Here is a 19,142-nt window from a genome sequence, read left to right as displayed (position 1 = left end):
TTGTGGACGCAAGTACCCTGTGGTGGCTCGTGATGGGCGCACTGGTGGCCGCCGAACTGGCCACGGGCACGTTCTACCTTCTGATGCTGGCCCTGGGGGCCGCCGCAGGCGCCCTGGCGGCCCACGCAGGCTTGCCCGAAACGCCTCAGGTGGCCGTGGCAGCCATCGTCGGAGCCCTGAGTTCGGGCGGCTGGTACCTCTGGCGCCGACGTCAGGGCGCCAACCAGCAGCCGCTGGGCACGCATGCCGACCCCGATGTGACCCTGGATCTGGGGCAGACGGTGCTCGTGACCCGGTGGGAAGAGGACGGCTGTGCCCACGTCACCTACCGGGGCGCGCCCTGGACGGCCCGCCTCAAGGCCGAGCATCCCGATCAGCCCCCCTCCCCCGGCCCCCACCGCATCTGCGCCATGCAGGGCAACCAGTTGATCATTGAAAAGGTCTGACACCATGGAAATCGCACTCGTCTTCCTCGTCATCGTGGTCATCTTCGTGATGAAGGCGGTCAAGGTGGTCCCGCAGCAAAGCGCCTGGGTCCTGGAGCGACTGGGCAAGTACCACGGCACCCTGACCGCCGGCCTCAATCTGGTCATGCCCTTTGTCGACCGGGTCGCCTACAAGCACTCGCTCAAGGAGGTGCCCCTGGACGTGCCCAGCCAGGTCTGCATCACCAAGGACAACACCCAGCTGCAGGTCGACGGCATCCTGTACTTCCAGGTGACGGACGCCATGCGGGCCAGTTATGGCTCGTCCAACTTCATCGTGGCCATCACGCAACTGGCGCAAACCACCCTGCGATCGGTCGTCGGCAAGATGGAGCTGGACAAGACCTTTGAGGAACGTGACCTGATCAATGCCGCCGTGGTCAACGCCCTGGATGAGGCCGCACTGAACTGGGGCGTGAAGGTGCTGCGCTACGAGATCAAGGACCTGACACCGCCGGCCGAGATCCTGCGCAGCATGCAGGCCCAGATCACGGCCGAGCGTGAAAAGCGCGCCCTGATCGCCGCCTCGGAAGGCCGCCGCCAGGAGCAGATCAACATCGCCACCGGTGAGCGGGAGGCCTTCATCGCCCGCTCCGAGGGTGAAAAGCAGGCCGAGATCAACAAGGCTCAAGGTGAGGCCGCCGCCATCAGCGCCGTAGCGGAAGCCACCGCTCAAGCCATCCGCATGATCGCCGCGGCCATCGAGCAGCCCGGGGGGCAGCAGGCGGTGCAACTGAAGGTGGCCGAAAAAGCCGTGGAGGCCTACGCCCAACTGGCCCAGAAGAACAACACCATGATCGTGCCGGGCAATATGAGCGAAGTCTCCGCCCTGATCGGCACCGCCATGACCTTGCTCAAGGCCCAGCCAGCCGCTCAGGCGCCCGCGCCGAAGTAACGCTTGAGGCCCGCCAGGATCATCTCGACCGCGATGGCCGTCAGGACCAGGCCCATGAGCTTTTCAAGGGCATTGACCACGCTGTCGCCCAGCCAGCGGTACAGCCGCTCACTGAGCAGCAACACCACGGCGCACACGGCCATGGCCGCCGACAGCGCCATCACCCAGCTCCACATTTGCTCAGGCTGACGCGAGGCCAGCAGCAGCACCGTGGCCATTGCCGAGGGGCCGGCCAGCAAGGGAATGGCAATGGGGAAGATCAGCGGCTCGCGCCGCGGTGCTGTGCTGGAAGCATCGCTGTCGAACAAGCGCTGCCCCGACGAGAAGATCACCTTGATGGCCACCAGCAGCAGGATCACGCCCCCAGCCACCTCCAGAGAGCGCTCTGACAGGTGCGTGGCGCGCAAGAAGACATCGCCTCCGAACATGAAGGCCAGCAGCACGCCAAAGGCCACCAGCGATTCGCGCAAGGCCACCCAGGCGCGGCGCTCCGGGGCCACCGAGCGCATCACCGACATGAAGACCGGCAGCGTGCCAAAGGGGTCCAGCACCAGCAAAAGCAGAATGAAGGCTGAGGTGGTGGTGTGGGTCATGGATCCAATTGTGCGCCCTGGCTACCGACATGAACCTCCAAAGCAAGCCTGGATCCACCCCGAAAATTCAATCCACCGCGCTCACCCCTTGATCATTTGACCAGTGCCACCCCGGTTCTTCGCCCGTAGACCTCGATGGCCTCTACCAGGCGCGAAGCCTGCATGGACATGCTGTCAGCGGCGGCAGCAGACTGTTCGACAAGCGCTGCGTTTTGTTGCGTCATCTGGTCGAGTTGCCCGACGGCCGTGTTCACCTGGTCAATGCCACTGGACTGCTCGACACTCGACGAGCTGATGTCACCAATCAGATCCGCCACTCGGCGCACCTGGCTGACGATGTCTCCCATGGCGACTCCAGCGTGATTGACCAGCTTGCTGCCTTGCTCGACCTTCTCCACGCTGTCGCTGATCAGCGTCTTGATCTCTTTGGCAGCGTTGGCGCTGCGTTGTGCCAGGCCACGCACCTCGCTGGCCACCACGGCAAAGCCCCGCCCCTGCTCACCCGCCCTGGCGGCCTCCACTGCGGCATTGAGCGCCAATATATTGGTCTGAAAGGCAATCGCGTCAATGACACCGATGATGTCGCTGATCTTGCGGCTGGACGTGGTGATGGCTTCCATCGTGCCCACGACCTCATTGACCAGCGCGCCCCCACTGGCGGCGGACTGACTGGCCGTTGAAGCCAGCTCGGTTGCCTTGGCCGCCGTTTCTGCATTGTTCTTCACGGACGCCGTCATTTGTTCCATGGAGGCTGCGGTTTGCTCCAGGTTCGCCGCCGCGGCCTCGGTGCGAGCGCTCAGATTGTTGTTGCCCTGCGCGATCTCGCTGCCCGAGTTGCGCAGACCGTGGACCTGATGACTGACATCGTCGACCAGCGCTCGCAGATTCAGGCCAGACTGATTGATCGCACGCAGAATCAGACCAATCTCATCGACTCGATTGAGGTGCTGCATGTCGCCTGGCTGGCCTGCGGCCACGCTCTGTGCCTGCCGGAGCAACTGCTTGAGAGGATGCGCCAGCTGCCTCTCCAGCCACCAAGCCACCAGCAGCGTCAGGCTCAAGGCACCGAGGGCATAGCCCCCCAGCGCTGCACCTTCGACGCCGGCCAGCGATGCCCCCAGGATGGCCATCAATGCCAAAGGCCCAACCGACAGTCGCACCCGCCAACGTGCGGGCATGGTCTGCAGCGCCGATGTCCAGGCCCAGGCGCCAGTGCGAACAAGCAAACCCTTGTGAAAGGCCAGTCCCTTGGCGCGCCCCTCACGAATGTCTCGGTACAGAGACTCAGCATGAGCGATTTCAGCACGGGTCGGCTTGGTACGAACCGACATGTAACCGACGGCTTGCCCCTCACGCACCACCGGCACCGCGTTGGCCCGCACCCAGTAATGGTCGCCATTCTTGCGGCGATTCTTGACCAGGGCCGTCCAGGAATCACCCGACTTGAGCGTGGCCCACATGTCGGCAAACGCCTGGGCTGGCATGTCGGGGTGCCGCACCAGATTGTGAGGCTGCCCCATCAACTCATCGCGCTCGAAACCGCTGACCGAGATGAACGCCGCATTGGCATACATGATGTGACTTTGTTTGTCAGTCACAGACATCAATGTGGCATCTTCCGGGAAGTCGAATTCTCGTTGGGTGACGGGCAAGTTGTTGCGCATATGCAAGCCTCTTTCGACCAGGGGTGACGATGTCTGCGAACGAACGGATCACAGAACACCAACTGGTCCGTTTTCGTCACTATTAATGCTGCCTTTAATCATTTATTCGCCAACGAATCAGTTGATGGCCTGTTTGTGGCGCAATTCTCGGTTTGATCCCCATGGATTTGATGCTCCAATGCAGTCAACCCTGGTTAGGTTGACCGTATCCATGCTGCCTCACACCCTTGCCCTGATCGACGACGACCTGGAGTACACCGAGTTCCTGTCTCAACACCTGCGAGAGCAGGGAATTCAGGTGGATGTATTCAACAACGGCCATGATTTCCTGGCACACGCATCGCCCTACAGCTACGACTTCTATGTCGTCGATCTGATGCTGCCCGGCATCGATGGTGTCGAGTTGATCAAGATCCTGCGTCTGCGCAGCGATGCGGGCGTTCTGGTTGTGTCAGGGCGCGTGGCCCCGGATGTCTTCAAGAGCGTGATCACGGCGGGCGCAGACATGTATCTGACGAAGCCGGTGCAGTTCGAGCAGGTCGTCATCGGCATTCAGGCGGTGCAACGCCGAGCAGGCAAGGACAACGCCAAACCGGCCGAGTGGAAACTGGACCGCCCTGCGCGGCAACTGGTCGCGCCCGATGGCGCGCGAGTGGATCTCAGCGAGATCGATCTGGCCCTGGTCGAATGCTTTGTTCAGGCCGACGGAGAGGTCGTCAGCCGCGAGCTGCTGTGCCAGCACCTGGGCAAAAGCGATGAGCACTACGACGCCGGTAGCCTCAATGCCACGATCTACCGCCTGCGCAGACGCATCGAGCGGGCCACGCCCATCCTGGTCCCCCTGCAATCGAAGTCGCGCGTGGGCTACGTCTTTCGCGCACCACTGAAGGCCGCCTGACGGTCACGAGCGACCGGTTCTCGCTCAGACCTCGGACGACGGTGTCAGCCACAGGCGCATCGTGGCCCCATCAGGCCCGTTGCGGACCAGTTCGGCACGTCCACCGTGCATGGCCATCACGCGCTGCACGATGTAGAGCCCCAGGCCATGACCCGGTTGTCCAGGCTGCCGCTTCCCTCGAACTCCGCGCTCGAAGATGTGCGGCACCAGATCCGGCTCCATGCCCGGGCCGGCATCCTCCACATCAATGACCAGTGCCAGGGGCTCGTCGGAATCGGTCAAGCGCACAGTCACCGGCGCCCCCTCCGGGCTGTATTTGAGTGCATTGATCAGGAGATTGCGCAGCGCCATGCGCATGAGGCTCATGTCCATGGAAGCGGTGCGGGTCGAGGTGATCCGCTCGATCCGGATTCGCCCTCGTTCACTGCCAGGGATGTCGGCCAGGGCGACCCCCAACAAGGCGTCGATGTCCGTGTCGGTGCGCTCGATGGCATCCTGCCGGCCGAGCAGTGAGGCCACCGCCAGGCGATTGTCGATGCTGGACTGAACCTGCCCGATCACGGTCTGAGCGCGCCTTAAGCGCTCGGATGCGCTCGTCTCACCCACCTCGCTGAGCACCGTGGCTGCGCTCTGAAGGGCGGCCGTGGCATTGTTCAGCGGCTGGCGAACCTCGTGGGCGAGCACATCCAGCATTTCCCCCCGTTCCTGCAGCAGGGCGTCGAGCTGGCGCGCATGCTCTTCGATCTGCAGGCGCAAGGTGCGCTCACGATGGAGCGCGTCTTCGGTCTCACGCAGTTGCGTGAGCTCGGTCACCTGGACCATGAATCCCTCGACCACCCCGTTGACCACGTCCGGGATGTACCAGGCCATGGCAAAGCGTTTGGTGCCTCCCGGACCGGGGATCAGCCGCTCGAAGGTCTGTTCCTCACCGCGCAAGGCCGCTTCGATGTAGGGCTTGTTCAAGGCATACAGATCGGGCCCGAGCAGATTGACGATCGAGGTGCCGATCAAGCGCTCGGGCGTGATGCCGAACCAGCGCTTGTAGGCCTGGTTGGCATAACGACAGATGAGGCCCTTGTCCCAGTAGGCCAGCATGGACGGCAGGCGATCGACCAGCCGACGCAGGTGGTATTGGTCATCCTGATGCACTTCGATGTTCATGGTGATGTCCTCACTGCGGATCAGCGCTCAGCAAGGCTTTCAGGCCCGGCTCATCGAGCACGGGCACCCCCAGGTCGCGCGCCTTGTCGAGCTTGCTGCCGGCCTCTTCGCCTGCAACGACGTAATGCGTCTTTTTGGAAACCGAGCCAGCGACTTTGCCACCGGCCTCCTCGATCAGGGCCTTGGCCTCCTCCCGACTCAAGGTGGGCAAGGTGCCAGTGAGCACCAGGGTCTTGCCCGCCAGTGGCAGCGGACGTGTGGCCGCCTCGCTGGGATCGTGCTCCGGCCAAGTGATGCCCGCTGCGCGCAATTGCTCGACCACCTCGCGGTTGTGCGGCTGATCAAAGAAGGTGCGGATGCTCTGCGCCACCACGGGGCCGATGTCGTTGACATGCAGCAGATGGTCGACCGACGCATCCATCAGCGCATCGATGCCCCCGAAATGCCGGGCCAGGTCCTTGGCCGTGGCCTCGCCCACGTGGCGGATGCCCAAGCCGAACAGGAAGCGCGCCAAGGTGGTCTGCTTGCTCTTGTCCAGTGCGGCCAGCAGGTTCAGCGCACTCTTGTCGGCCATGCGATCCAGGGCTGCCAGCTTGATCAGGCCCAGCTTGTACAGGTCTGGCAGCGTGCGCACCAGGCCGCCATCCACCAACTGGTCCACGAGCTTTTCACCCAGGCCTTCGATGTCCATGGCGCGGCGTTGAGCAAAGTGCAACAGGGCCTGCTTGCGCTGTGCCGCGCAGAACAGCCCCCCCGTGCAGCGGTGATTGACCTCTCCGCACTCGCGCATCACCGTGCTGCCGCAGACCGGGCAGGCCATGGGCATACGGAAGTTGGGGACATAGGTGTCGCGCTGAGTGGTCACGGTGCCCACGACCTCGGGGATCACATCCCCGGCACGGCGGACGATCACGGTGTCCCCCACCCGCACCTTCTTGCGGCGCAACTCGAAGATGTTGTGCAAGGTGGCATTGGTCACCGTGACCCCACCCACAAACACCGGCTTGAGGCGCGCCACCGGGGTGAGCTTGCCGGTGCGGCCGACCTGCACGTCGATGCCCTCGACCACGGTCAGTTGCTCCTGCGCCGGGTACTTGTGCGCCACGGCCCAACGGGGTTCACGCGTGACAAAGCCCAGGCGCTCCTGCAAGGCGCGCTGGTTGACCTTATAGACCACCCCATCGATGTCGAAGGGCAACTGGTCACGCAAGCGGCCCATGGCCTGATGGAAAGCCACCAGGCCACGTTCACCGGAGGCCCCTTGCGCCACGGTGCGGTGCTCGCACACAGGCAAGCCCGCCGCCTGCAAGGCATCGAGCAGGTCACTGTGGGTGTCGGGCACGCTCCAGCCCCGCACCTCACCCAGACCGTAGGCAAAAAAGCTCAAAGGCCGCTGCGCGGCGATGGCAGGATCCAGCTGACGCACGGCGCCCGCCGCGGCGTTGCGAGGGTTGACAAAGGTCTTGTCGCCACGCTCACGCTGCTGCTCATTGAGCCGCTCGAAGTCGTCGCGGCGCATATAGACCTCACCGCGCACTTCCAGCACCTCGGGCGCCAGGCCCTGCAGGCGCAAGGGGATCTGGCCGATGGTGCGGATGTTCTGGGTCACATCCTCGCCCATCTCGCCATCACCCCGCGTGGCCGCCTGCACCAGCACGCCCTGCTCGTATCGCAGGTTGAGGGCCAGGCCGTCGAACTTGAGCTCGGCCGCGTACTCGACTGGAGGATCGCTTTCCTGCAGGCCCAACTCGCGCCGCACACGGGCATCAAAGGCCTCGGCCCCTGTCGCTTCCGTGTCCGTCTCGGTGCGGATCGAGAGCATGGGCACGGCATGGCGCACGGGCGTGAAACCGTCGAGCACCCGGCCGATCACACGTTGCGTGGGCGAGTCGGGTGTGCGCAACGCCGGGTGTGCCTCTTCGATGGCCTGCAGCGCCTGAAACAAGCGGTCGTACTCGGCGTCGGGGATCTCCGGCGCGTCAAGCACGTAATAGCGATGAGCATGATGGTGCAGTTGCTCACGCAAGCGACGGGCCTCGTCGGCCGGTGTCGGTGCCGGGGACGGCAAAGGGGGCGTCGGCTGGCTGGCCCCGCCAAACAGATCGTTCTGCACGCGTGTGAAAGGGTCCTTGGCCCGGTTCGTCAGCTGAACAGCCGGCGCGCGGCTGCGGAGCCCGCAGCCAGGTCTCTCTGCGCCAGAGCTTCATAGAGGCGCTGCAATTCGGTCTCGATGGCATGGAAGGCCGCCGGCGCAAAGGCACGCCCCTGGTCGTCGGCCATGAAGGCGTCCAGCGCCAGCGACAGGGCCTCACCGGCCGCACACCAGCTCTTGAAGGGCTCCTGCTCGGCTGCCGTCTGCGGCACGTCGAAGGCCAATTGCACCTCCCTCAGGCTGGCCTGATCAGGGTCGTCGGCAAAGGCGGCCTGGGCATCGAAATGCAGTGTCAGCACCGGGGGAGCGCCCTCTTCCAGCCCAGGCATCACCAGTCGGCCGGGCAGCACGCCAGGCACGAAGCCGTGGCGGCCGGCCTGCTGCTGCAGATAACCCACCGACCAGGCGCTGCCCTTGGCAAACAAGCGCATGGCCAATTGGGCATCGTGCGCACTGGCAAAGGCGTCCAGCTCCTTGGAGCGGGCCACCACGTCCAGCATGTCGGGGAATTCCACGCCTGCGCCCAGTGAGTCGGCAAAGGCCTGGATTTTCTGGACGAACTCGGAGTATTCGATCTCGTTGAGCCCTCCCAGACGGTTGGCCAGCAAGGCGCCGGCCTGTAACTCGCTGTAGGTCACACCCGTTTGAGGCGGCTCCCATTCGCCACAATCGGCGCGCAAGCCCTCGATCATGAAGGACTTGCTGCCCGCGCGGCGGGTCGACGGCAGGTGGGCCATGACCTGCTCACCCGTCAAGGGGTGGTCCACGCTGATGACGGCAATGGCATCGATGAGGGCGTCCAGACGTGGTCCGCCTTTCTTCACCGGCGGCAGGGACGTGCCTGCGACGCCTGTCACCGCCAGAGGCACCGTGTCGCCCAGCATGTCGCCCACGCCATCGGTCTGATCAGGCAAACCTGGCATGGGGTCATGCGGATCGGATCGCCTGGGGGCCCGGGCGGCGGTCTTGCGGGCGGTCCAGGCGCCATGGGCGACCACGCCGGCCAGCACCGCGCCACCCAGCAAGGCCAGTCCCAGAGTCAATTCATTGTTCATGGCTCGAATCTCTTGTGTCAGGCTGCATGGGCCATGCCCAGCGCCGCTTCCATGTCCACCGCCACGATGCGGGAGACACCTTGTTCTTGCATGGTCACGCCCACCAGTTGCTCGGCCATCTCCATCGCGATCTTGTTGTGGGAGATGAACAGGAACTGGGTGCCGCTGGACATGCTCTTGACCAGTCGGGCGTAGCGTTCGGTATTGGCGTCGTCCAGCGGCGCATCGACCTCGTCGAGCAGGCAGAACGGCGCGGGGTTCAGCTGGAAGATGGCAAACACCAGGGCAATGGCCGTCAGGGCCTTTTCGCCACCCGAGAGCAGGTGGATGGTGCTGTTCTTCTTGCCGGGCGGGTGGGCCATGACCTGCACGCCTGCATCCAGGATCTCGTCGCCTGTCATCACCAGCTTGGCGCTGCCTCCGCCAAACAAGCTGGGGAACATGCGCCCGAAGTGCTCGTTGACCGTGTTGAAGGTCGCGCCCAGCAGGTCGCGCGTCTCCAGGTCGATCTTGTGGATCGCGTCTTCCAGGGTGCCGATGGCGTCCATCAGATCGGCCGTCTGGGAGTCCAGAAAGCCCTTGCGTTCGCGGGCGGCGATCAACTCGTCGAGTGCCGCCAGGTTGACCGCGCCCAGGGCATTGATGTCCCGCTGGATGCGATCGATCTCGGACTGCAGGCCATAGAGCTTGACACCGTCTTGCTCGATGCGCTGCGCCAGGGCGTCCAGATCGACCCCGGCGGCCGTGAGCTGCTCCATGAACTGGGCACCGCCCAGGCTGGCGGCCTGCTCTTCGAGCTGCAGCCGGGTGATCTGATCGCGCAAGGGCTGCAGGCTGCGCTCGAACTCCAGGCGCTGCTCATCAGCCCGGCGCAACTGGGCTGACAGGTCGTCGTAGCGGCTGCGGGTCTGCGCCAGCGCGGCTTCCTTGTCCAGCTTGACGGCCAGGGCATCGTCCAGGCCAGTCTGCGAGGTCGACTCGCTCAGGCGGGCATGCTCTTCGCGCAATTGCACGGCCGAGGCCTCATTGGTCTGGATCTGCTGGGCAGCGGTTTCGATACCGCGCTGCAACTCGCCCCGACGGGCCTCCATGGTGCGGGCGCTGAACTGTGCCTCCTGAGCCTGGCGCTCCAGGGCGCGCGACTGCTCCCGCGCCTGATGGAGCTTGCGCTCGGTCTCGATGACAGACTCTTCGAGCTGGGCGTGTTTTTCCTGGGCATCGGCCAGGCTCAGGTCCAGCTCTTCAAAGCGGGCCTCGCCCATGGCGCGGCGCTCCTGCAACTCATCGAGGTGGGCATCGATCTCAGCCAGCTCAGCGCTGATCTGCTCTCGACGGCTGTGGGTCTGCTCGGCCTGCTGCGTCAACCTCAGCACCTCGACCTGCATCTGGTGCGTGCGCTGCTGCACCTCGGAGGTCTCGCGACGCGAGGTCGCCAGGCGCTGCGAGGCGTCGGAGTAGGCTGCCTCGGCACGGATCAAGGCCGAGCGAGCCTCTTCGGCCATCAAGGCCTGGGCGCGCACCTCCTTGTCGAGGTTCTCGATCTCCTGAGCACGGGCCAGCATGCCGGCCTGCTCGGAATCGGGCGCATAGAAGCTGACCGCAAACTGGCTGACCGCGTGACCGGCCCGGGTCATGATGACCTCGCCATGCGTCAGCTTGCTGCGGCTGGCCAGGGCCTCTTCCAGGCCGCTGGCGGTGTAGACGCCCTCCAGCCAGTCGTTCATCAGGGCCTTGATACCGGCATCGTTCAGGCGCAGCAGATCCGACAGACGGGGCAGCGTGGTGTGGGTATTGCTGATGCTGGACGAGGGCAGACTGTAGAAGGCCAGCTTGGCGGGCGGCGCGTCGTTCTCGAATGCGCGCACGGTCTCGACACGGCCGACTTCCAGCGCGGCCAGACGCTCGCGCAGGGCGGATTCCAGGGCGTTTTCCCAGCCGGGCTCGATGTGGATCTTGCTCCACAGGCCTTGCAGGCTGTCCAGTCCGTGGCGGGCCAGCCAGGGCTTGAGCTTGCCTTCGGTCTGCACCTTGTCCTGCAGGGCCCGCAGGGCTTCCAGGCGCGCGCTCAGCTCCGATTGTCGGGCCGTCTGGGCATTGCTGTCGTGTTGCCGCGCCTTGCGGGCATCGTCCAGCGCGGGCACGGTCTCGGTCAGCTCATGGAGTTGCGCCTCGAACAGGGCCAGCTCTTCCTGGCCGTGTGCCAATTGCTGACGCAGATCGTTCAGGCGGTGGTCATCGGGGGCCGCCAGGCCCTGCTTTTCCGCGGCCAGACGCTCGCGGCGCAGATTGAACTGGCGCGACTGATCGTCGATGTTGCGCGACTCCGCGGCCAGCAACTGGATCTGTTGCTGCACCTGCCCGGCCACACCGCGCTGCTCATTGGCCCGCTGCGTGGCCGCACGCACGGCATCTTCATAGGTGGGCACCTGCATGGCGAGTTCTTCAGCCTGCGCGGCCAGCACCTCGGCCTGCTCCTGCGCCTGCATCATGCGCTCGGCCAGTGTCTCCAGCTCCTCCTGGGCCGCATCGCGGCGCTCCGCCCACTGTTCGTTCTGGCCCTTGAGTTCGGCCAGTCGCTGCTCGACTCGCTGACGGCCTTCGACCACATAGCGGATGCGCTCTTCGAGGCGGCTGACTTCCAGGTTGGCTTCAGCCAGAGCCCCTTGTGCCGTGTGCAACTCGTCGCTGGCATCGTAATGGGCCTGGCGCACGTGCTCCAGCTCGGCCTCGACGCCACGGAGTTCGGCCATGCGGCCTTCCAGGGCGTTGGTGGCCTCCAGGGCAGCCAGCTTGATGCGGGACTCTTCGGTGGCGGCATCGCGGTGCTTGAGGAACCACAACTGGTGCAGCTTGAGCGTGCCCTGCTCCTGCAGATCGCGGTACTTCGTGGCCACCTCGGCCTGGCGCTCCAGACGCTCGAGGTTGTTGTTGAGCTCGCGCAGGATGTCTTCGACGCGGGTGAGGTTCTCGCGTGTGTCCTTCAGACGGTTCTCGGTCTCGCGGCGACGCTCCTTGTACTTGGAGACGCCTGCAGCCTCTTCCAGAAAGAGGCGCAGCTCTTCTGGCTTGGACTCGATGATGCGGCTGATGGTGCCCTGGCCAATGATGGCGTAGGCGCGCGGCCCCAGGCCTGTGCCCAGGAACACATCCTGCACGTCACGACGACGCACGGGCTGATTGTTGATGAAGTAGCTGGAGGTGCCGTCGCGCGTGAGCACGCGCTTGACGGCGATCTCGGCGAACTGGTTCCACTGGCCGCCCGCGCGGGCGTCTTCATTGCTGAAGACCAGCTCCACGCTGGAGCGGCTGGCCGGCTTGCGGTTGCCCGAGCCATTGAAGATCACATCCTGCATGGACTCGCCACGCAGCTCGGAGGCCTTGGACTCGCCCAGCACCCAGCGCACGGCATCCATGATGTTGGACTTGCCGCAACCATTGGGGCCGACCACCCCGACCAGCTGACCAGGCAGATGGAAGTGCGTGGGCTCGGCAAACGACTTGAAGCCAGACAGCTTGATCGAATTCAGGCGCATGCAATGGCGGCCGAAAGGCCAACTTAAGTCATTGATTTAATTGAAAAAACCCGCAGAACATCCAGGCGGGCCTCTCAGGGGATGATAGCATCGCGTCTTTGGGCTTTTGCCCTTGCAACCACAGCAATTCACCATGGCCAAGAAAGCCCCCGCCGTGAAGGTTGGCACCCGTGCCAAACCGGCCACTCCGCCCTCCATGCCCTCCCGCACGCTGGACGTGTTCCCCAACCCGGCCCCCGAGCGTGACTATGTGATTCAGTTCCAGGTGCCTGAGTTCACCTGCTTCTGCCCGCTCACCGGCCAGCCTGACTTTGCGCACTTCACCATCGACTGCATTGCCGACAAGCAGTGCATCGAGCTCAAGAGCCTGAAGATGTACATGTGGAGCTACCGCAACGAAGGCGCCTTCCACGAAAAAGTCACCAACGACATCCTCACCGACATCGTCAAGGCCATCGACCCGCGCTTCGTTCGCATCACGGCCAAGTGGTATGTGCGTGGCGGCATCTACACCAATGTGGTGGTCGAGCACCGCAAGAAGGGCTGGAAGCCCCAGCCTCGCGTGGACCTCCCCACCCACAACGCCGAGACCGGCCTGCTGGGATGAACCCCTGGCTGTCCACCTTCGAGTGGACCGCGCTGGGCGTGGCGCTGATCGTCGCACTGACCTTCCAGCCCTGGCGCGTGCTGGCCCACCGGCCCTTGCAGAACCCCTGGCTCGCCGCCATGGTCCTGCTGCCCTGGGCCTGGTGGACCCGAAAGCTGCTGCCCTCGGGCATGGCCCTGCACATGTCGGGCGCCTGCCTGCTGGTGCTCATGTTCGGCTGGCCCATGGCCGTGCTGATGCTCGTGCCCATCGGCCTGCTGGCCACGCTGATCGATGTCTTCGGCCCCCAGCACCTGAGCCGGGTGAGCACCGGCCTGGCTGGCACACCCGAATGGTCTGCCCTACCGACCCTTCTGAACGAGCGCCTCGATGGCATCGTCTCCCAGATCGTCTGGATGGGCGTGATCCCGGCCACCGTCGCACTGTGCATCGGCCTGCTCATGCGGCGCTGGCTGCCCAGGCATCTGTTTGTCTTCATCCTGGGTCGAGGCTTCATGGCCACGGCGCTGGCCATCACGGCCTCTGGCGCGCTGGGCCTGTGGGCCGAACGCCAGCCCCCCGGGCTGGACAGCCTGGAGTGGATGCTCGGGCACTGGCTGTTGGGCTGGGGCGAGGCCATCAGCACCGGCATGCTCACCGCCATCTTTGTGGCGTTCAAGCCGCACTGGCTGCTCACCTATTCCGACGAACGCTACCTGCCAGGGCCCGGGCCATCCCCATGAACGCGCCGCCCCCGTCTCGGGAGAACCCGACCCTTACACGCGGGGGTTCCCTCCTTCAGAGGGTCACGTTCGGTTACATGTCCATCAAAAGAAGAGACAATCGGGTGCAGAAGGGATCGCTGTCATGGCGAATCCGCACCCACTCGCCGATGATTCAGACAACCCCTACACCTTGCAGCTTATCGAGGACGTTGTGGCTGGCCACGGGGCTCATGCTCGCGGGGATCACTGCGCACGCCTGCCAGATCAAGCCGGTGCAGGCACAAGGGGTCAAGGCACCGGTGGAAGGCGTGATCGTCCAGGCCTTCACCTGCAAGGACGCCGAGGGCGAGCATCTCTTTGTGGAATCCCGGCAAGCCGGGCCCTCTGCCCAGGGCAAGGCGGCACCCGCCGAGTTGTCCTTCTACAAATTCACCACCAGCGGTGCGGCTTACATCAAGCGCTGGCAGGCGCGTGATTTCGCACCCACGGATGAACGCAGCGCCTCCAGCGCACGATCGGCACGCGCGCCGCGCACCGATCGATTCATCGTGCGGGATGTCGACGGCGATGGCGTGGTCGAGGCCTTCATCTCCTACACCCTGCCCGCCCAGGCGCCCAACCCGGACGACGGCAAGTTGCTCGTTTACTACAAGGACCGCAAGTTCGCGATCCGTGGCGCCGTGGCGCAAGGCCCCGGAGATTTCGGCTCGCGGACCCTGGACGCGGGCTTCAGCGTGCTGCCCGCTCCGGTGCAGAGCTATGCGCTCAGCCTGTGGGACAGCGTGGCCCTGCCCAAGAGCCTCAATGCCACCAGTGGTTTCAACATCACGCAGGCGCCAGAGCATTGAGTGCTCAGGGCTGGGATAATCCAGCCCCATGAATCCGCTGCTGTCCAAACTGCAACCCTACCCCTTTGAGCGCCTGCGCGCCCTGACCAAGGGGGTCACACCCAACCCGGCCCTGCGGGCCATCAGCCTGGGCATCGGCGAGCCCAAGCACCCCACCCCCGACTTCATCAAGCAGGCCCTGACCGCCGCGCTCGACGGGCTGGCCAGCTACCCGGCCACCGCCGGCGAGCCCGCCTTGCGGGAGTCCTGCGCCCGCTGGATGCAGCGCCGCTACCAGCTCACGCTGGACCCAGCCACCCAGATCCTGCCCGTCAATGGCTCGCGCGAAGCCCTCTTCGCCCTGGCCCAGGTGGTGATCGACCCCACGCAGCACCAGGCGGCCGGTGGCCCCACGGTGGTCAGCCCCAACCCCTTCTATCAGATCTACGAAGGTGCCGCCCTGCTGTCCGGGGCCCGCGTGGTCTATGCCAATTCCGACCCCGCCCGCAACTTCGCGGCCGACTGGAGCGCCATCCCGGAGTCGACCTGGGCGACCACGCAACTGCTGTTCGTCTGCTCGCCTGGCAACCCCACAGGGGCGGTCATGCCGCTGGACGAATGGCAACGTCTGTTTGACCTGAGCGATCGCCATGGCTTCGTGATCGCTTCGGACGAGTGCTATTCGGAGATCTATTTCCGCGAAGGCCAGGATGCCGCCCCCCTGGGCGGACTGGAAGCGGCTGAGCGCCTGGGTCGCCACGATTTCAAGCGCCTGATCGCCCTGACCAGCCTGTCCAAGCGCTCCAATGTGCCGGGCATGCGCTCGGGCTTTGTGGCGGGTGACGCCGACATCATCCAGGCCTTCCTGCTCTATCGCACCTATCACGGCAGCGCCATGGGCCCGGCCATCCAGCGCGCCAGCATCGCCGCCTGGGATGACGAGGCCCATGTGGTCGACAACCGCCGCCTCTACCGCGAAAAATTCGAGCGCGTCACGCCCATCCTGGCCAGCGTGATGGATGTCGCCCTGCCCGACGCCGGCTTCTACCTCTGGGCGGCCGTGCCTGCGATCAGCGCCGAGCGTGGCGCCCAGGTGGGCCTGAGCAGCGACGAATGGTTCGCCCGCGAGCTCCTGGCTCAATACAATGTCGCCGTATTGCCCGGCAGCTATCTGGCCCGCGAGGCCCAGGGCCTCAATCCGGGCACAGGCCGCATCCGGCTGGCCCTGGTTGCCGGCATCGACGACTGCGTCGAGGCAGCCGAGCGCATCAAGGCCTTCATCCAGACCTTGTCCTGAACACCCTGTTGAACATCACCGAGAGAGACTCCCCATGAGCCAACTGCAATCCGTCATCGATACCGCCTGGGACCAGCGCACCGAACTGTCCGCTGCCAGTGCCCCCGCCGAAGTGCGTGATGCCGTCAACCACATCATCGACCAGCTCGACGGCGGCAAGCTGCGCGTGGCCGAGAAGATCGACGGCAGCTGGGTCACCCATCAATGGATCAAGAAGGCCGTGCTGCTGAGCTTCCGTCTCAATGACAACGTGCCCATGGGCGACGGCCCTCTGCAGTTCTACGACAAGGTTCCCACCAAGTACGATGGCTGGAGCGCCGAGCAACTGCGTGCCAGCGGCGTGCGCGTGGTGCCTCCCGCCGTGGCGCGCCGTGGCAGCTTCCAGGCCAAGAACGTGATCCTGATGCCGTCCTACGTCAACATCGGTGCCTACGTCGATGAAGGCACCATGGTCGACACCTGGGCCACCGTGGGCTCGTGCGCCCAGATCGGCAAGAACGTTCACCTGTCTGGCGGCGTGGGCATCGGCGGTGTGCTGGAGCCCCTGCAGGCCAACCCGACCATCATCGAAGACAACTGCTTCATCGGCGCGCGCTCCGAGGTCGTCGAAGGCGTGATCGTCGAAGAAAACTCGGTGATCTCCATGGGCGTGTACCTGGGTCAGAGCACCAAGATCTATGACCGCGCCACCGGTGAAGTGACTTATGGCCGCATCCCGGCCGGCTCTGTCGTCGTCAGCGGCAATCTGCCCAGTGCAGATGGCAAGTATTCGTTGTACTGTGCGGTGATCGTCAAGCGCGTGGACGCACAGACGCGCTCCAAGACCAGCATCAACGACCTGCTGCGCGCCTGATCCTGGCGTCACGGCCACTGTCCAAACCACCTGGGAGACCTCTGATGAGTGATGGGAACCTCGAACGCGTTCTGCGCGTCATGGCCGAAAGAAAGGCGTCAGACGTTTTTCTGTCTGCCAACACGCCCATCCTCATCAAGATCCACGGTCAGATCCTGCAGCTGACCGACCAGATCCTCACACCCTCGCAACCCCGTCAGTTGCTGGCCGAGATGCTGACGCCTGCGCAGATGGAAGAGCTCGACGAGACGGGCGAGCTCAATGTGGGCCTCACCATCCGGGGCGTGGCCATCTTCCGCCTCAGTGCTTTCAAGCAGCGTGGTTCGGTGGCGGCGGTGTTTCGCTACATCCCCTCGGACATCCCCGAACTCGACTCCCTCAACGTGCCCGAAGTGCTGGCCAATCTGGTGCTGGAAAAGCGTGGCCTGATCATCCTGGCTGGCGCCACCGGCACCGGCAAGAGCACCACGCTGGCCTCCATGCTGGAGCATCGCAACCAGCGCATGACCGGTCACATCCTGACCATCGAAGACCCGATGGAGTTCCTGTTTTCCAACAAGAAGTCCATCGTCAACCAGCGCGAGATCGGCCGTGACACCAGCTCGCTGCAGGTGGGCCTCAAGAACGCCCTGCGTCAGGCGCCCGACTGCATCCTGATCGGCGAAATCCGCGATCGCGAAACCATGACGGCGGCGATCTCCTACGCCCTGTCGGGCCACCTGGTGCTGTCGACCCTGCACGCCAACAACAGCTACCACGCCCTGGGCCGCATCCTGTCCTTCTACACCCCCGAAGCGCGCCCGGCCCTGCTGGGTGATTTGTCCTCGGGGCTCAAGGCCATCGTCTCCCAACGTCTTCTGCGCAGCACCACAGGCGGCCGTCTGCCGGCGGTCGAAGTGCTGCTCAACACCCAACTGGTGGCCGAGATGATCGCCCGTGGCGACTTCGGTGGTGTCAAGGAGGCCATGGAAAAATCCCTGGCCGAAGGCTCTCAGACCTTCGAGCAGGACATTGCCCGCCTGATCAATGAAGGTCTGGTCACCCGCGACGAAGGCATGGCCTTCTCCGATTCGCCCACCAACCTGATGTGGCGCCTGCAAAACGACATGGGCGGCACCACCAAGCTGGCCCCCAAGGCCGAAGAAGCAGACGACGGCCCCTCCTTTACCGAAATCACCCTGGATGTGCACGGGCACGACACCTCGGTGGCCAGCGGCCGCCGCTTCTGATTCCCCCACACCGCCTCAAGAACCCCTGTTGCCATGTCCGATACCCTGCGCCTGGTCGAGACGCTGATCTCGCGTCCCTCCGTCACCCCCGATGACGCCGGCTGCCAGGCCCTGATGATCGAGCGCCTGAGCGCCGTGGGTTTTGAGTGCACGACCCTGAACTTCGGTCCTGCCCAGGCGCCCGTCACCAATCTGTGGGCCATCAGGCGTGGCGCAGGCCACGCCCAGGGCGCTCCGACGCTGGTCTTTGCCGGGCACACCGACGTGGTCCCCACCGGCCCGCTGGACCAGTGGAGCAGCCCCCCATTCGTGCCCACCCACCGCGACGGCATGCTCTTTGGGCGAGGCGCCGCCGACATGAAGACCTCACTGGCGGCCATGGTCGTGGCCAGCGAAGAATTCATCGCGGCCCACCCGGATCACCAGGGCAGCATCGCCTTCCTGATCACCAGCGACGAAGAAGGCCCCTCGGTCGACGGCACCGTCCAGGTCTGCGAGTGGCTTCAGGCGCGTGGCGAGCGCCTGGACTGCTGCATCGTCGGTGAACCCACCTCGGTCAAGTCCCTGGGCGACATGATCAAGAACGGCCGCCGGGGCTCCTTGTCGGGCAAGCTGCGCGTCAAGGGCGTGCAGGGCCACATCGCCTACCCCCACCTGGCGCGCAACCCCATCCACCTGGCGGCCCCCGCCCTGGCCGAACTCGTGGCCATGCGCTGGGACGAAGGCAACGAGCATTTTCCGCCCACCAGCTGGCAGATGTCCAACATCCATGCGGGCACCGGGGCCAACAACGTCATCCCCGGCGAGTTGCTCATCGACTTCAACTTCCGTTTCTCGACCGAATCGACACCTGAAGGACTGCAGGCGCGCGTCCATGAGGTGCTGCAACGCCATGGCCTGGACTACAGCATCGACTGGGCACTCAGCGGCCGCCCCTTCCTGACCCGCCCGGGCAGCCTCATCGAGGCCATCAGCGGCGCCATCACCGCCGTCACCGGCCTGCAGACCGAACTCTCCACCTCCGGGGGCACCTCGGACGGGCGTTTCATCGCCCAGATCTGCCCGCAGGTGGTCGAATTCGGCCCCATCAATGCCACCATCCACAAGATCGACGAATGCGTGGCCACCCAGGACATCGATCCGCTCAAGGACATCTACAAGCAGACGCTCTCCCGCCTGCTGTGCTGAC

16 protein-coding genes are annotated in these 19,142 nt (G+C 64.8%); 10 read left to right on the top strand and 6 right to left on the bottom strand.

The annotated features are described in order from the left end of the window. Window positions 1–2 precede the first annotated feature (2 nt). Together VFW84_RS05915 and VFW84_RS05910 are read left to right on the top strand one after the other, a co-directional pair. Window positions 3–446, top strand: coding sequence for an NfeD family protein (locus VFW84_RS05915; RefSeq protein ID WP_329679514.1), 444 nt, complete (start codon window positions 3–5; stop codon window positions 444–446). Window positions 447–450: 4 nt separating this feature from the next. Beyond that, window positions 451–1,380, top strand: coding sequence for a stomatin-like protein (locus VFW84_RS05910; protein ID WP_329679513.1), 930 nt, complete (start codon window positions 451–453; stop codon window positions 1,378–1,380). Here the strand turns inward: VFW84_RS05910 and VFW84_RS05905 are convergent. Further along, a complete protein-coding gene (locus VFW84_RS05905; RefSeq protein ID WP_329679512.1) occupies window positions 1,359–1,973 on the bottom strand; it encodes a MarC family protein in 615 nt (204 codons plus the stop codon). The two genes, VFW84_RS05910 and VFW84_RS05905, sit on opposite strands and share 22 nt — an antisense overlap. A 92-nt stretch (window positions 1,974–2,065) precedes the next feature. Further along, the gene (locus VFW84_RS05900) at window positions 2,066–3,637 is read right to left on the bottom strand and encodes a methyl-accepting chemotaxis protein (protein ID WP_329679511.1); all 1,572 of its coding nucleotides are present in this window, start codon (window positions 3,635–3,637) and stop codon (window positions 2,066–2,068) included. Window positions 3,638–3,848: 211 nt separating this feature from the next. Between VFW84_RS05900 and VFW84_RS05895 the strand changes: the two genes are divergently transcribed. Next, complete coding sequence (locus VFW84_RS05895; RefSeq protein WP_329679510.1) at window positions 3,849–4,535, top strand: response regulator transcription factor; 687 nt, start codon at window positions 3,849–3,851, stop codon at window positions 4,533–4,535. Window positions 4,536–4,559: 24 nt separating this feature from the next. Here the strand turns inward: VFW84_RS05895 and VFW84_RS05890 are convergent, their stop codons facing one another. From VFW84_RS05890 to smc, 4 genes are all read right to left on the bottom strand, one after another. Then, window positions 4,560–5,696: an ATP-binding protein gene (locus tag VFW84_RS05890; protein ID WP_329679509.1), complete on the bottom strand. Its 1,137-nt coding sequence runs from the start codon at window positions 5,694–5,696 to the stop codon at window positions 4,560–4,562. Between the two features lie 10 nt (window positions 5,697–5,706). Continuing rightward, the gene (ligA, locus tag VFW84_RS05885; protein WP_329679519.1) at window positions 5,707–7,764 is read right to left on the bottom strand and encodes an NAD-dependent DNA ligase LigA; all 2,058 of its coding nucleotides are present in this window, start codon (window positions 7,762–7,764) and stop codon (window positions 5,707–5,709) included. A gap of 74 nt (window positions 7,765–7,838) precedes the next feature. Then, the gene (locus VFW84_RS05880) at window positions 7,839–8,903 is read right to left on the bottom strand and encodes a cell division protein FtsZ (RefSeq protein ID WP_329679508.1); all 1,065 of its coding nucleotides are present in this window, start codon (window positions 8,901–8,903) and stop codon (window positions 7,839–7,841) included. A gap of 17 nt (window positions 8,904–8,920) precedes the next feature. Beyond that, window positions 8,921–12,436 (bottom strand): chromosome segregation protein SMC, encoded by a 3,516-nt coding sequence (gene smc, locus VFW84_RS05875; protein WP_329679507.1) that lies wholly within the window; start codon window positions 12,434–12,436, stop codon window positions 8,921–8,923. 196 nt (window positions 12,437–12,632) lie between these two features. Here smc and queF point away from each other — a divergent pair, with 196 nt between their 5' ends. The 7 genes from queF (at window position 12,633) to dapE (ending at window position 19,141) form a co-directional block, all read left to right on the top strand. Then, window positions 12,633–13,043 carry a preQ(1) synthase gene (gene queF / locus VFW84_RS05870; protein WP_414638905.1) on the top strand — a complete coding sequence of 137 codons (411 nt, stop codon included), beginning with the start codon at window positions 12,633–12,635 and terminating at the stop codon, window positions 13,041–13,043. Further along, on the top strand, window positions 13,040–13,765 hold the full coding sequence (locus tag VFW84_RS05865) for an energy-coupling factor ABC transporter permease (protein ID WP_329679505.1): 726 nt from the start codon (window positions 13,040–13,042) through the stop codon (window positions 13,763–13,765). The genes queF and VFW84_RS05865 overlap by 4 nt, the downstream gene beginning before the upstream one ends. Window positions 13,766–13,977: 212 nt before the next feature. Continuing rightward, the gene (locus tag VFW84_RS05860) at window positions 13,978–14,595 is read left to right on the top strand and encodes a M949_RS01915 family surface polysaccharide biosynthesis protein (protein ID WP_329679504.1); all 618 of its coding nucleotides are present in this window, start codon (window positions 13,978–13,980) and stop codon (window positions 14,593–14,595) included. Between the two features lie 28 nt (window positions 14,596–14,623). Next, the gene (gene dapC, locus VFW84_RS05855; RefSeq protein WP_329679503.1) at window positions 14,624–15,871 is read left to right on the top strand and encodes a succinyldiaminopimelate transaminase; all 1,248 of its coding nucleotides are present in this window, start codon (window positions 14,624–14,626) and stop codon (window positions 15,869–15,871) included. A gap of 34 nt (window positions 15,872–15,905) precedes the next feature. Then, the gene (gene dapD, locus VFW84_RS05850) at window positions 15,906–16,724 is read left to right on the top strand and encodes a 2,3,4,5-tetrahydropyridine-2,6-dicarboxylate N-succinyltransferase (RefSeq protein ID WP_329679502.1); all 819 of its coding nucleotides are present in this window, start codon (window positions 15,906–15,908) and stop codon (window positions 16,722–16,724) included. Window positions 16,725–16,768: 44 nt separating this feature from the next. After that, window positions 16,769–17,953 carry a PilT/PilU family type 4a pilus ATPase gene (locus tag VFW84_RS05845; RefSeq protein ID WP_329679501.1) on the top strand — a complete coding sequence of 395 codons (1,185 nt, stop codon included), beginning with the start codon at window positions 16,769–16,771 and terminating at the stop codon, window positions 17,951–17,953. Between the two features lie 33 nt (window positions 17,954–17,986). Continuing rightward, window positions 17,987–19,141, top strand: coding sequence for a succinyl-diaminopimelate desuccinylase (gene dapE, locus VFW84_RS05840; protein ID WP_329679500.1), 1,155 nt, complete (start codon window positions 17,987–17,989; stop codon window positions 19,139–19,141). Window position 19,142 lies beyond the last annotated feature (1 nt).

It is taken from the genome of Aquabacterium sp. (genome assembly GCF_036279655.1).
In the GTDB taxonomy this organism is placed as follows: domain Bacteria; phylum Pseudomonadota; class Gammaproteobacteria; order Burkholderiales; family Burkholderiaceae_C; genus Aquabacterium.
Note: the sequence above shows the minus strand (reverse complement) of the source record. Positions and strands in the feature narration are given on the sequence as shown.

Coding starts and splice junctions, on each gene's coding strand:
- smc (WP_329679507.1), bottom strand. CDS start 12,436: ATGCGCCTGAATTCGATCAAGCTGTCTGGCTTCAAGTCGTTTGCCGAG.
- VFW84_RS05865 (WP_329679505.1), top strand. CDS start 13,040: ATGAACCCCTGGCTGTCCACCTTCGAGTGGACCGCGCTGGGCGTGGCG.
- VFW84_RS05895 (WP_329679510.1), top strand. CDS start 3,849: ATGCTGCCTCACACCCTTGCCCTGATCGACGACGACCTGGAGTACACC.
- VFW84_RS05890 (WP_329679509.1), bottom strand. CDS start 5,696: ATGAACATCGAAGTGCATCAGGATGACCAATACCACCTGCGTCGGCTG.
- dapD (WP_329679502.1), top strand. CDS start 15,906: ATGAGCCAACTGCAATCCGTCATCGATACCGCCTGGGACCAGCGCACC.
- dapE (WP_329679500.1), top strand. CDS start 17,987: ATGTCCGATACCCTGCGCCTGGTCGAGACGCTGATCTCGCGTCCCTCC.
- dapC (WP_329679503.1), top strand. CDS start 14,624: ATGAATCCGCTGCTGTCCAAACTGCAACCCTACCCCTTTGAGCGCCTG.
- VFW84_RS05910 (WP_329679513.1), top strand. CDS start 451: ATGGAAATCGCACTCGTCTTCCTCGTCATCGTGGTCATCTTCGTGATG.
- VFW84_RS05880 (WP_329679508.1), bottom strand. CDS start 8,903: ATGAACAATGAATTGACTCTGGGACTGGCCTTGCTGGGTGGCGCGGTG.
- VFW84_RS05845 (WP_329679501.1), top strand. CDS start 16,769: ATGAGTGATGGGAACCTCGAACGCGTTCTGCGCGTCATGGCCGAAAGA.
- VFW84_RS05860 (WP_329679504.1), top strand. CDS start 13,978: ATGCTCGCGGGGATCACTGCGCACGCCTGCCAGATCAAGCCGGTGCAG.
- queF (WP_414638905.1), top strand. CDS start 12,633: ATGCCCTCCCGCACGCTGGACGTGTTCCCCAACCCGGCCCCCGAGCGT.
- VFW84_RS05900 (WP_329679511.1), bottom strand. CDS start 3,637: ATGCGCAACAACTTGCCCGTCACCCAACGAGAATTCGACTTCCCGGAA.
- VFW84_RS05905 (WP_329679512.1), bottom strand. CDS start 1,973: ATGACCCACACCACCACCTCAGCCTTCATTCTGCTTTTGCTGGTGCTG.